Origin of the sequence: Sphingomonas sp. CFBP 13733 (assembly GCF_014841795.1) — a bacterium.
In the GTDB taxonomy this organism is placed as follows: Bacteria; Pseudomonadota; Alphaproteobacteria; order Sphingomonadales; family Sphingomonadaceae; genus Sphingomonas; species Sphingomonas aerolata.
Genome location: NZ_JACYUP010000004.1, coordinates 83,657 through 96,813 on the forward strand (window position 1 = coordinate 83,657; position 13,157 = coordinate 96,813).

Here is a 13,157-nt window from a genome sequence, read left to right on the forward strand (position 1 = left end):
CTGCTCCGTCCGACGAGCTGATTACCAATGCCGTGGCGTCCGGGGATCAGGTCTGACACACGGGCGGGGGTCATATTAACACATCCGTATGATAATGGCCGCTATTCAGGTCGTTATGGGGTTTTCAACGGCGATTCCGCCTGCGCAGCGTTGGTGCATCGGGCTACTACCAATAGCGGCGGCTATCGTCACGTGGCGGTTCGTCGACCGCAGTGCCGCCGCCATAGCGTCCGTTGCAGTCTGTCTCGTTTTCGCAGCAATGGCGTATTCGATTGCCCAGCATTACCGGGTGTCGCGACTGATCCGGCATTTGCAAAATCTCGCCGGGACGTCTCCGACGGTCTCGCGTGGTGAAAGGCTGGCACAAAGCGTAGCGACCATCGCGGATCGATTGAAGACTGTCGAGCATCGCACCAGTCATCGCCACGCGATTACCGGTTTGCCGACCCGCGAGCCGTTGATCGAGCGAGTGACGGCGGACGGGCGCGGGGTACTCGGTGTCATCGGATTCATGGACTTCGATCGGCTGTGCGCGTTTGACCCGGCGCTGGGCGAACGCCTGCTGCTGACGATCGTCGACCGGCTGACCCGGATGTTGCCCGAAGAACGACTGATAGCGCATGTCGATCGCGCCAGCGTCGCGATCTGGTTCGGCCCGGATGTCGTCGAGGATGCTGCGCAGACCGAACTGGATGTGCTGCGATACGCGCTGGGCGACGTGGTGATCGACGGCGACCGGGAAATTCTGCCCGAAATTCGCGTGCGCCAGGCTAGGATGCCGGCCGACGGTGTGAACGCGCAGGCGATGTTGTCCCGCACGTTGGCGTCACTGACAGTACAGCCCGGTGCCGTGGTCGCGGTCGCCAGCCCTGTCCTCGATCTCGCAGCCCTAGCCAGCGAGCGGTATGCCCTGGAACAGGACCTTCGCCAGGCGATCGCGCGCGGCGAACTGGAGATGCGATACCAGCCGTTGATCGATGCCGGGGAAGGTCGGGTTTCGGGCGCGGAATCGCTGATCCGCTGGTTTCATCCCACCCTCGGGCAGGTCTCGCCGTCGCGGTTCGTGCCGGTGATGGAGGCGATGGGGCTGGCGCATGAAATCGGGATGTGGACCCTCAACGCCGCTGCACGGGAGGCGCGGTCATGGCAGGCACAGGGCCTGGACGCCCTGCGCGTCGCGGTGAATGTGTCGGGGCATCAGCTCGACCGCGACGACATGGCGGCACTGGTCGCACGCACGCTTGCGCGGCATTCGCTGGGGGCGGCTGCGCTGGAGATCGAATTGACCGAGAGTGTCGCGATGAGCGACGGTACGCGCGCCACCCAGCTGTTCGACGCGTTGCGGGCGGCTGGGGTGCGGATCGCGATCGACGATTTCGGCACCGGCTATTCCAGCTTCAGCACGCTGCGCACGCTGGCGTTCGACAAGATCAAGATCGACCGGGAATTCGTGACGAACGTCGATACGCTGCGCGACAGCCAAGCGATCTGCCAGAGCCTCGTCGCGCTGGGGCGCGGGCTCGGCATCCGCGTGCTCGCCGAAGGGGTCGAGCGACGCGCAGAATATGAGTGGCTGTTGCGTCACGGCTGCACGCATTTCCAGGGCTATTATTTCTCGCCACCGCTGAAGGGCGCGGAGTTTGTCGCGTTCGCACGCGATTCCGCCGGCCTCGCGAAGTTGCTGGCCATCGACCCGTACGCGATGCGGGACCGGATCACCGAAAGGCTTACCGCATGAGTTTCTCTCCTCGACAGGTCGCGCGGACCGGCGCGCTGGCGCTCGCGCTTGCGATGACCGCCTGCTCGCATGGGCCCAAGGCGGGACCGCAACTGGCGCCTGCGCCGCAGACGACGCCGGCGAGCGAGATCGACGCAATCCTGCTATTGCTGGATCAGGGCGATAGTGGTGCAGCGAAGAAGCGGATCAACGCCGCGTTGAAGCGCGATCCGATGAATCCTTCGGTCCAGGTGCTGCGCGACTCGATCGACCGCGATCCGAAGGATCTGCTGGGGCCGACGAATTTCACCTATACCACGCGGGACGGCGACACGATGTCGGGACTGGCGCAGCGGTTCCTGGGCAATCGTCTGAAGGCGTATCAGCTCGCACGCTATAACGACATCGCCAAGCCTGCTGATCTGGTGGCTGGCCGGACGCTCCGTATTCCAGGCGAGCCCCCGCGCATCGAGGCGCCCCGGCGATCCGAGCCGCGACCCGTGCCGGCCGCTCCCACCCGCGTGAAGCCAGCCGCGCCCAGGCCGGCGGCGGTGACGAAGCCGACCGCACCCACGGTCAATCGGGTCGCCGCGCGTCAGGCGCGCGCGACGGGGCTGGCGGCGCTCAATTCGGGGAATGTCGTGCGCGCGGTCGGCCTGTTGCGCCGCGCCGCTGCGCTCGATCCCGGCAACCCGGTCATCGCGCGCGACTTGACGCGTGCCGAGCGCATCGCCGCCACCGTGAAGGCGCGCAAGTGATGGCCGAGATGCTGGGACGCTACCGGATCGACGGTCGGCTGGGCGAGGGCGCGATGGCGGACGTATTCCGCGCGTTCGATCCGGGAATCGGGCGCACCGTGGCGATCAAGGTGCTAAAGCCGGAATATGGTCGCGACCCTGAACTGGGCGAACGGTTCCTGCGCGAGGCGCGCGCCGCGGGCGCGCTGAACCATCCCAATATTGCAACGGTCTACGATGTGGGAGAGGCGGACGGTGTCGCCTATATCGCGATGGAGCTGATCGAGGGGCAACCGCTCGACACGCTGCTGCTGGCGCAAGGCCGGCTGCCGTATGAACGCGTCCTGGCGTTGGGTCAGCAACTCGCCTCGGCGCTCGACTATGCACACAGGGCGGGCGTCGTGCACCGCGATGTGAAGCCATCGAACATCCTGCTGTCGGCGGACGGCCGCACCGCCAAGCTGCTCGATTTCGGCGTCGCGCGGATCGGCGATATCGACGTGTCCGGCACCGAAGGACGCCTTGCGCGCACGCAGGTCGGCCAGATGATCGGGACGCCGCGCTATATGAGCCCGGAACAGGCGCTCGGCATCCCCGTCGACCAGCGGTCGGACCTCTTCTCGCTGGGCGTGGTGCTGTACGAGATGGTGACCGGCAAGGTCGCATTTCCCGGCATGGGGCTGGCGACGCTGGCCATCCAGATCGCGCAGGAGCGTGTCGAGCCGATCACGCGCTCCGCCGCGGACTGCCCGCCGGGCCTGCGTTTTGTGATCGACAAGCTGCTGGCGAAGAAGCCCGAGCAGCGGTTCGCCGACGGGCATGCGGTGTACGAGGCGCTGACCCGCGAGATCGCGGCGACCGCCGAGGCAGCACCTGGCCGCCGTGGCCTGCCGCTGAAGATCAAGCTCCCGCTGGCGCTCGTCACAGTAACCGCGATCGCGCTGGTCGCGAGTGTGTCGTCGATCCTGGAGCGGCAGCAACGCACGCTTGAGCATATGGCGATCGTGTCGGGTCGCTCGATCGCGGCGTTCGTCACCGGCAACACCGCGGTTCTGGCCGCCGACAATGCGGGGCTCGCGCCCGAGCAGCAGGACTGGACCGCGCTGCAGGCCTTCGTGGCCTCGGCCTCGCGCGATCAGGAGATTCGCAACATGGTGGTCGCCGATACCGGCGGGATCGTCCGCGCGGCAGACGACTCGAAGCTGATCGGCACGCGCTATCGCCGCACCGTTGGCGAAGCGGCGATCGGCAGCGGCGCCAGCGTGACCGCGGCACCCGACCGGGGCAAGGGCGCAGGACTGCGGTTCGTCCGGCCGATCCGCTATGCCGGGGCCGAGTTCGGCACGGTCGACCTGGTGCTGCGCCGGACCGCGCTGGACGCCGCGATCGACAATGCGCGGATGCTGCTGACGGTGCTGTCGCTGGTCATCATGGGTGTGGTGCTGGTGATCGGCTATCTGAGCGGCGCCATGGTGGCCCGGCCGCTCGCCCGACTGCGCAAGGCGCTGGACGAGGCGGCAAAGTCCGATTTCGCCCTGCGCATCTCGCATCGCCGCCGCGACGAATTCGGCGCCGCGTTCGACGCGTTCAATCGCGCCGCCGCCGCAGTCGAGCCGCATCTGGCGGGGACCGGCGCGCAGGCCGACATCGCGATGCGCGCGACCCGCGTCGTGCCGTCCGCCCGCCTGGCTGCCTGAGGATCCGTTCGATGTACATGCTCCAGCTTTTCGACCGAGACGACATGGTCCAGCCGCTCGATGCGCGGCTGATCCGCGAGGGTCTGCTCCGTATCGGTCGCGATACCGAGGCGGACTGGCCGATCGCCGACCCCGATTGCGCGCTGTCGCGGGCGCATTGTGAACTGCGCGTCGACGGCGATGGGCTGACACTGCGGGCGCTCGGCGCGAATGGCGTATTCGATGCCGATACCGGGCAACGGTTTCCCGATGCGGTCGACGTGGTGCTGCCGGTGCCGAGCGCGCTGAGGCTCGGCCGGTTCAAGATGGTCGCGACGCAGGCCCCGCATGGCGACCTGGAAGTCGATGGCGCGCTGACCATGGTGCTGACGCCGCCGCTGGGATCGTCGGTGGAGGTGCCGAGCGACTGGGCCGATGCCGGTGAGGCGCGACCGCTGGGCGATGGGTCGTTGCTGGAGGCATTCTGCGAGGGCGCCGGGTTGGACTGTTCGCTGCTCTCCGAAGAGGAGCCGACCGAGATCATGCGGCGGGCGGGTGCGGTGTATCGGCAGATGGTGCTGGGGATCGGCGACCTGATGGCCGAGCGCGACCATGCGCGCGGACGCTATCAATTGACGCGCACGACCATCAGCGGCGCGGACAATAATCCGTTTAAATGGGCGCCGACACAGCGGCTGGCGATCGACCTGCTGCTCGCGGGCTCGACCGGGTTCCTGTCGGGCCCGGCGGCGCTGAAGGCGTCGTTTCGCGACGTGAAGCGGCATCTGGTCGCCACGTTCGCAGGCCTGCAGGGGAGCCTGCGCGCGGCGATCGGCACGTTCGAGCCGGCATCTGTCGATGCGGCGATCGCGGACCGCGCGACGCTGCTGAAAAGTCGTGCAAGCCTGCAAATGGCAGAAGTCGCTGACCGTCATGCCGACCTGACGCGGCAGATCGTGGCATCCGCACCCGGCTCGCTCGATCGCGCCTTCGCCCTCGCCTATGACGCCGCGGATACGGCCATGGCCCGCGATCCCGCATGAAGCTCGCCAGCCTGTTGCGACGCAAACCTCGCGGCGGTCCGTCGCCCGCTGAGGAAACTGTCTATGTGTCGCAAAACCGATCCCATGTCGGGCGGGTGCGCAGCGTCAACGAGGATCGGCTTCTCGATCGGGCAGACCGTGGGCTCTGGGCGGTCGTGGACGGCATGGGCGGCCATAGCGGCGGCGCCGCCGCCGCGGAAACGGTGGTCGATGTCTTGCAGGCACTGGCGGATGACCCGGCGCCGATCAACGCGGCAGCGGTGCGCGCCGCGGTGTCGCATGCCAATCGCACGATCTACGACGTGCATGCGACCAGCGGCGCGACGATCGTAATTGCGCTGATCGAGGGCAGTGAGGCGACGATCTTCTGGGCGGGGGACAGTCGGGCCTATTTGATGCGCGGCGGCGGCGGCGGCGGCGGCGGGGCGGAGCGGCTGACCCACGATCACAGCGTCGTGCAGGAGATGATCGACGCGGGTGTCCTGACGGAAGCCGCGGCGGACCGTCATCCGCAAGCCAATGTCGTTACGCGCGCGCTCGGCGTTGCGCCGGCCGTAGCGCTGGATAGCGTCACCACACTGGTCCAGCCGAACGATCGACTTCTGTTGTGCTCGGACGGCGTTTCGCGATCGCTTGATCCGCGCGATTTCGCGACGATGCCCGCAGCGATCGGGGACATGGCGGACCGCATTCTCGAAAACGCACTGCAACGTGATGGCAGTGACAATGCAACGCTCGTCGTGATCGCAGCGCTATCGGAGTGAGACCTGTGCGTTCACCCGTAGCGGAACGCACGGCCGCTGCTCTGTTGCTATGTAGCGTCATGCAGAACCGTGTACCATCTGCTAGCCTGGTATAAGAACACTAACGTTCCATAACGCGCTGCCGTCGAACGGCCGGCACGCATAAATGTTCGCCGATAACTCAAGCTCCGTCGATGACGGGAATTCAACGTGATGCAAGCCATTTGGTTTTTTCGCATCGGGAATGATCGGGCTGGTGGTTAGCGGGGCTGGCGGCGTTCCATGCTAAATCATAGCCGAGCGCTGGTGCCATTTAGGGGGCATCACATCCTCGCAAATGGCAGAGATGCCAAATCGCCGCCGCATTGATCCGGGCCGCTGCAAACACGATTCTTGGCAGGTTAGGCCGCGTTCGTGGTCTGTAGGGCAGGCATGCCCCATCTCCGTCAAATATTCACCCTTAAGCGCGTCAGGTTTAGTCATTGCGGCAGGCAGCCAGACCACGACTGTCGGCGTAACGGCCGGTCTCGCGCAGCTTCGCATCTGTGTCATCTCGCTCCTATCGAGAATGTCCGCTTGAGGGAGGAGGCACCGAATAAGACCGCTATCGGGCGACTGTGGAAAGGCCGCTTCGTGACGTCCGCTCGCCCCTCGAGAATGGCACGACGTTGGAGTTGGCTGCACATACCGCGGTACTGGCGATTTCCCGTTCTCGCCTCCTTCTGCGCCCGCCGCTTCGGCGTTCGTTTATCGAGCTATATTGCCTTAGCCTCCATCCCGACGCCGATCATCGGCTTGATCTGCTGCGGTGTGGCATGACGCGTTCTGAGGGCGCTCAGCTGACAGATGGGGTCGACGCCATACACCTCGTCCTGGTTCAACTGCTTGGTGTCAGGGGTGGCCTAACTGGCGCCGCGACCTAAAAGAGCCCGATGGCTGGCCTGTTCAATCGTCTCTTACCGTCCAAACGCTGGACGCCGTCGCGGTATCGGGCGTTGCTGCGCGCGCGCGGGCCGCGATCGACGCAGTTCCGGACGCGGGGTGCGATTCTTGCGGGGGCGATCCTGATCGGGATCGTCGCGACGCTGTTTGCGGAGGCGGCCGATTGGGCGGGCGAGGTTTTCAGCGACTTTGCAAAGACCTGGCATTGGTTGCCGCTGGTCACGACGCCGCTGACGTTCATGGGGCTGGTCTGGCTGACCCGTCGCTATGCGCCGTTCGCGCGGGGATCCGGGATCCCCCAGGTCATCGCGGCGCAATCCAATCCGAATGATGCGACCGGCACGTTGATCTCGATCCGGACGGTGGCGGCCAAGGCGGTGCTGACGATCGGCGCGGTACTGGGTGGCGCATCGGTCGGCCGGGAAGGACCGACCGTCCAGCTGGCGGCGGCCGTCATGGGATTTACGCACCGTCTCGTCCGCGTGCCGTTGCGGGGCGGGGTTCTCATCGCCGGTGGTGCCGCAGGCGTCGCGGCGGCGTTCAACACGCCGCTCGCCGGGCTGCTGTTCGCGATCGAGGAACTCGCGTCCGCCTATGAGCAGAGGGTGACGCTGCTTGTCCTTGCTGCGATCGTGATCGCCGGGATGGTCGCGCAGTCGGTGCAGGGCGACTATATCTATTTCGGCGCGATCGGTGCGCATATGCCGCTGCTGTCCGCGCTGATCGTCGCGCCGGTCGCAGGGATCGCGGGTGGCATGACCGGCGGGCTGTTCTCGCGCATTCTCCTGGCGATGGCGGTCAGCCGCAATCGCGTGACGGGGTGGACGCGCGCGCATCCCGTCGCGTTCGCCGGGATCTGCGGGGGCATAGTCGCGGTGCTCGGCGTGGTGACCGGGCTGACATGGGGAACCGGCTATGCCCCGGCGCGCGCGATGATCGTCGGCGTGGATGCGCCGCTCTGGTTCGGGCCAGCCAAGCTGGTCGCCACCGCCGCGACCGCGATCGCGGGCCTGCCGGGCGGCATCTTCGCGCCGTCGCTCGCCGTCGGCGCTGGCGTCGGCAATCTGCTGCGCGAGATCTTCCCCGGCGAGCCCGCCAGCGCGATCGTGATCCTCGGCATGGTCGCCTATTTCGCGGGCGTCGTCCGCGCGCCGCTCACCGCGGTCATCATCCTGTCGGAGACGACCGCGAGCCGCGGCCTGATGCTGCCGATGTTCGCGACCGCGTTCATCGCCGATGCGGCCAGCCAGTGGGTATGCCGCGAGAAGCTGTACCATGGTCTATCGAAGACCTTCGCCATGACGGAGACGACCCGATCCACCTGAACCCTGCAAAATTCGCAACGCTCCCCCGGGCGTGGATGGCCAAGGCCACCGAAAGCGTCGACCATGACGGCATCCTGCGACAGATTGCCGAGGAAGCGGGGTGGTCGGGACGCTACGCCTTCCTGATCGTCATTTCGGCCGCGATCTCGTTGCTCGGGCTGTTGATGCCCTCGGTCGCGGTGCTGATCGGCGCCATGCTGCTGTCGCCACTGATGATGCCGATCATCGGCTTGGGCTTCGGCATCGCGACGCTCGACTTCCACGAGATTCGCCGCGCGGCGACCGCGTTGATGCTGGGGGCGGCCATCGCGGTGGCGCTGTCGGTCGTGCTGATCCTGCTCTCCCCGGTCCAGACGATCACGAGCGAGATCGCCGGGCGGACGCAGCCGACGCTGTTCGACCTGCTCGTCGCGCTGCTCTCTGCGATCGCAGGCGGCTATGCCCTGATCCGGGGGCGCGGGGGTACGGTCGTCGGCGTGGCGATCGCCATCGCCCTGATGCCGCCGCTGGTGGTGGTCGGGTTCGGCATCGCGACGTGGAACTGGGTGGTGTTCTCGGGCGCGTTGTTGCTGTTCCTCACCAATGCCATCACCATCGCGCTGACCGCCGCACTCGTCGCGCGCTGTTACGGGTTCGGCAGCCACCTGTCGCCGCACCATACCGGGTGGCAGCTCGTGCTGTTCGCGGTCGCGATCGGGGTGCTGTCGATCCCTCTCGGCGCGGGGCTGCGCCGGATCGCGTTCGAGGCGGTCGCCCAGCGGCAGGTGCGCGATGCACTGGGCGAGGATTTTCCCCCGGGCGCGCGGCTGAGCCAGGTCGAGATCGACCATGGCGCGAACCCGGTCCGCGTTCGCGCGGTCATGCTGACGCCGCGGATCGAACCGGGGGCGGATCGCAAGCTCGCTGCCGACCTTCGACAACGATTGTCGCGGCCGGTCGATGTCCATGTCGACCAGGTCCGCATCTCGCCCGAGACAGGCGCGGTCGAGGCGGCGCAGATCGCGCGGGCAGGCAATGGCGATGCGCTGCGCGTTGCACGCGAGCGCGATCGGGCGATCGCGGACGTTGCGCTGATCGCGGGCATTCCCGTTTCATCGGTGCAGCTGGATCCGGCAGCGCGAACGATCCGCGCGACGGCGGCGCCCCTGACGGGGCTTGGCATTGCGGGCTATCGCGATCTGGAACGTCGTGCGGACGCGGTGGTCGCCGATTGGCATGTCAGTCTCAATCCGCCGAACGATGTCGTCTTGCCGGAGGTCGGTATCAAATCCGGCGTCATCGACGATCAGGCGCTCGGCGACGCAGCCTGGGTATCCGCCCGGTTCGCGCGGGCGGTTGACGTGCTGGGCGGCACTCTGCGTCAGCGCACCGCGATAGCACAGGGTATCGTCGCGCGAGGGGGCAGGGCAGCCCCCGGCCGTGCGGGCGGTCGCCTGCGCCTGATATGGTCGGTCGACACGGACTCATCTCCGGCGGAAACAGGCGAGCGCGGGGCATAGCCGCTCCGGCTGGAAAGATTGCACGGATGTAATGTTCGAAACAGGCTGCGCCCATCATCCGGGTCCAGAAAGGAGCATCTGCTTCTAACTGAACAAGGACATGGATCGTGGTATTCAAGCGTCGCCTGACTGTACGTCCAATGATCGCCGCCGTCGCGCTTGGCACAACCGCACTCGTCGGCGTCGCGGGTGGGGCGATCGCTGCGGACGACGGTCGCGTGAATATCGCCGACCGGTTCATTGCATCCGGTCCTTCTGCAGTCGCGTCGACCGGTGTGCACGCCTCTTTGTCGGATATGGTCGAGGCCGTAGGACCGAGCGTCGTTCAGATCCAGGTCAAGCCCGCAGCTCTTCAGGCGTTGCAATTCGAACCGACACAGTTCGGCTTAGACGATAGCGAACTGGCGGATCGTCTGGGGCAGCTGTTCGGCTTTGGCATGCAGGATCGTCACGGGCAATTCGAAGCGCCGCAGCAGCGGCAAGGGCCGCAGCGCGGATCGCTCGGCTCAGGGTTCATCGTCGATGCCTCCGGGATCGTCATCACGAACAACCATGTCGTCAACGGCGCCGACCGCGTCACCGTCCAGATGTCGGACGGACGGGAGTTTTCCGGTCGCGTCCTGGGCCGCGATCCCAAGATCGATGTCGCCGTGGTGAAGATCGACGGGAAGGGCAGGTTCACCCCGATCAAATGGGGTGACAGCGATCATATCCGGGTAGGCGATAGCGTGTTTGCGGTCGGCAGTCCCTTCGGCCTCGGCAATACCGTGACGTCCGGCATCGTGTCTGCCCGCGGCCGTGAGATCGGGGCCGGGCCGTATGACGATTTCCTCCAGGTCGACGCTGCGATCAACAGCGGCAACTCGGGCGGGCCCTTGTTCGATGGTGCAGGCCGGGTGGTCGGCGTGAACACCGCCATCTTCTCGCCGACGGGCGGTAACGTGGGCATCGGCTTTGCGATACCCGCCGCAATGGCGCGCAAGGTCGCGCTTCAGATTGCGCAAAACGGCCACGTGTCGCGGGGGCGGATCGGCGTTTCCTTGCAGGACATGTCACCGGACATCGCGCGTGCGATGGGCTCGGACGTCACCAAGGGCGCGCTTATCGCCGAAGTCGAAGATGGCGGGGCCGCTGCCCGATCCGGCCTGCAGCGCGGCGACGTCGTTCGACGCTTCGGATCCAGGCCGGTAGATAACGGGCGCGACCTTGCCCGGGCCGTAGCAGAGGCTCGGATCGGTTCGATCGTCCCGACGCAGGTGGTGCGTGACGGCCGTCAGGTCTCCCTGAACCTGCGCATCGCCAGCGAAACGTCGGGCCAGTCCTGAGCGTGTGGAACCGGGGGGCGGTACACGCGTCCGCTTCCTGAACACCTGAAAAGGATTATCGCGCGCTTGAAGCTGCTCCTGATCGAAGACGATGCACAAACCGCTGAGTATGTCCGCCGCGGGCTGGTCGAACTCGGACACGCGTCGGATCATGCCGCCACCGGCATCGACGGTCTCACGGCCGCTATCGTCGGCAAATACGATGCGATCATTCTGGACCGGAACCTGCCCGGGCTCGACGGACTTTCGGTGCTGAAGTCGCTGCGCGCAAAGGGTGACCAGACGCCGGTGCTGCTTCTGTCCGCGCTGGGGCAGGTGGACGACAGGATCGCAGGGCTGCAGGCCGGCAGCGACGATTACCTCGCCAAGCCGTTTTCGTTCGGCGAACTCGTTGCCCGTCTGGAGGCGATCGTGCGGCGGCGCAGCGATACGCACGCCACGCAAGGTACCAGGCAGACGGGCTCGTTGACGCTCGACCTGCTCGGCCGCACGGCCATGCGCAACGGCAGACGTATCGAACTGCTCAACAAGGAGTATCAGCTGCTCGACTATCTGACCCGCCATGCCGGGCAGGTGGTGACGCGTACGATGCTGATCGAGGCGATCTGGGATTATAACTTCGATCCGGGGACGAATGTCGTCGATGTCCATGTCAGTCGTCTGCGTGCCAAGATCGACGGTCCGGAGGATGTCCCGATGATCAGAACGGTGCGCGGCTCCGGCTATCGACTGGATGCTGTCTGACGATGCGCTTGCCCTCAACGGCCGCATTGCGCGGCGCGCTCTGGATCACGCTGATCGCACTCATCGCAACGGGGATCGCCCTGAGCGTTCAATATGTCCAGACGATACGCCTGCTCGACGCGCGTGCCCAGGCGGCAGTCGACGACGAGACGGCAGGCCTGATCGAGCGTTATCAGAGTGAGGGGCCATTTGCCGTCGCGCAGTCGGTGTCGCGTGCGGTCGGGCGCCCGCGCGTCACCGACTTCATCTATTTGATGACGGACGCGTCGGGACAGCCGGTTGCGGGCAATCTTGCCAAATGGCCTGACGAGATCGACCGCACGGGGTATCGTACCTTTGAAACCCAGGTTGCGACGACACGCGGCAGGGTGTTCGAACGACAGGTCGCCGCGCGCACGGTGCTTCTTGGTAACGACTATCGACTACTGGTCGGCAGCCTCTCGGACGATCGCCGCCTGCTGCACGACCGCTATGTGTCGGCACTAGCCTGGTCACTGACCGCCACCGGAGTGATCGGCCTGCTTTTCGGCTTCTGGTACAGCCGGCGCGGGCTTGCCTTTCTCGATGCCGCCAGCACCGCCGGCGATCGTTTCCGGGCGGGACATCTTGACGAGCGCTTGCCCGTGACGGGGCGCGGCGACGAATATGACCGGCTTGCAGCGACGCTGAACCATGGCTTCGCGGAGATCGAACGCCTGGTGGATTCGCTGCGAACCGCGACGGATGCGCTTGCTCATGACCTGAAGACGCCGCTGACGCGGATCCGGTCTCGGCTCGAGCTTGCAGCACTGGGCGGGGGGCATGGTGACGCGACATCGGATATGCGCAGCGATCTCGACGCCCTGCTTCGCACGATCGACGATACGCTAAGACTGGCCCGTGCCGAGACGACGATGGCCAGCGAGTTCGGTCCTGTCGATCTGGCCGCAATCGTCATCGAGGCCGTGGAGCTTTTCGAGCCCGTGGCAGACGATCGTGGACTGGATCTGACGGTCGAAACGACGCCGGTGACCATAAGGGGCGTTCGTTCGCTGTTGGGGCAGATCGTCGCCAATCTGCTCGACAACGCGATCAAATATGCGCCGCCCGGCGGGTCGATCCGCGTGACGCTTGGGCATGAGGTCGATGGGTTCACGCTCGTCGTGGCAGATACGGGACCGGGTATACCGGTTGACCAGCGCGAGCATGTCATGACGCGCTTCGTTCGGCTCGACACGAGCCGGCATTCCGAAGGTTCTGGCCTTGGTCTCAGCATCGCACAGGTCGCGGCCCGCGTTCATGGCGCATCGCTGACATTAACCGACAACGCGCCGGGTCTTCGTGCGGCTGTACACTTCTCGAGGACACAGGAAATCGTTAGTTGAGACGCCGTCAAACATGACAGCTTCATGAACTTATCGCGAGCC

Annotated in this window: 10 protein-coding genes; all 10 read left to right on the top strand. The window is 66.0% G+C overall.

The window, feature by feature from the left end; translation table 11 throughout:
* Positions 1 to 391: 391 nt before the first annotated feature.
* The 10 genes from IFT71_RS12960 to IFT71_RS13005 all read left to right on the top strand — a co-directional run bounded on the left by IFT71_RS12960 (position 392) and on the right by IFT71_RS13005 (position 13,115).
* Positions 392 to 1,738: a putative bifunctional diguanylate cyclase/phosphodiesterase gene (locus IFT71_RS12960; protein WP_244654923.1), complete on the top strand. Its 1,347-nt coding sequence runs from the start codon at positions 392 to 394 to the stop codon at positions 1,736 to 1,738.
* Positions 1,735 to 2,475 (top strand): LysM peptidoglycan-binding domain-containing protein, encoded by a 741-nt coding sequence (locus IFT71_RS12965; RefSeq protein ID WP_192141391.1) that lies wholly within the window; start codon positions 1,735 to 1,737, stop codon positions 2,473 to 2,475. Before IFT71_RS12960 ends, IFT71_RS12965 begins: the two co-directional genes overlap by 4 nt.
* The gene (locus IFT71_RS12970) at positions 2,475 to 4,151 is read left to right on the top strand and encodes a serine/threonine-protein kinase (protein ID WP_244654924.1); all 1,677 of its coding nucleotides are present in this window, start codon (positions 2,475 to 2,477) and stop codon (positions 4,149 to 4,151) included. The genes IFT71_RS12965 and IFT71_RS12970 overlap by 1 nt, the downstream gene beginning before the upstream one ends.
* A gap of 11 nt (positions 4,152 to 4,162) precedes the next feature.
* Positions 4,163 to 5,173, top strand: coding sequence for a type VI secretion system-associated FHA domain protein (locus IFT71_RS12975; RefSeq protein WP_159511486.1), 1,011 nt, complete (start codon positions 4,163 to 4,165; stop codon positions 5,171 to 5,173).
* Positions 5,170 to 5,937 (top strand): PP2C family protein-serine/threonine phosphatase, encoded by a 768-nt coding sequence (locus IFT71_RS12980; protein WP_192141393.1) that lies wholly within the window; start codon positions 5,170 to 5,172, stop codon positions 5,935 to 5,937. The genes IFT71_RS12975 and IFT71_RS12980 overlap by 4 nt, the downstream gene beginning before the upstream one ends.
* A gap of 911 nt (positions 5,938 to 6,848) precedes the next feature.
* The gene (locus tag IFT71_RS12985; RefSeq protein WP_031438910.1) at positions 6,849 to 8,183 is read left to right on the top strand and encodes a chloride channel protein; all 1,335 of its coding nucleotides are present in this window, start codon (positions 6,849 to 6,851) and stop codon (positions 8,181 to 8,183) included.
* Positions 8,184 to 8,218: 35 nt separating this feature from the next.
* Positions 8,219 to 9,682, top strand: coding sequence for a DUF389 domain-containing protein (locus tag IFT71_RS12990; protein WP_192141395.1), 1,464 nt, complete (start codon positions 8,219 to 8,221; stop codon positions 9,680 to 9,682).
* A 107-nt stretch (positions 9,683 to 9,789) separates the two neighbouring features.
* On the top strand, positions 9,790 to 11,007 hold the full coding sequence (locus tag IFT71_RS12995) for a trypsin-like peptidase domain-containing protein (RefSeq protein ID WP_192141397.1): 1,218 nt from the start codon (positions 9,790 to 9,792) through the stop codon (positions 11,005 to 11,007).
* Between the two features lie 66 nt (positions 11,008 to 11,073).
* Positions 11,074 to 11,751: a winged helix-turn-helix domain-containing protein gene (locus tag IFT71_RS13000; protein ID WP_031438913.1), complete on the top strand. Its 678-nt coding sequence runs from the start codon at positions 11,074 to 11,076 to the stop codon at positions 11,749 to 11,751.
* A 2-nt stretch (positions 11,752 to 11,753) separates the two neighbouring features.
* Positions 11,754 to 13,115, top strand: coding sequence for a sensor histidine kinase (locus IFT71_RS13005; protein ID WP_192141399.1), 1,362 nt, complete (start codon positions 11,754 to 11,756; stop codon positions 13,113 to 13,115).
* Positions 13,116 to 13,157 lie beyond the last annotated feature (42 nt).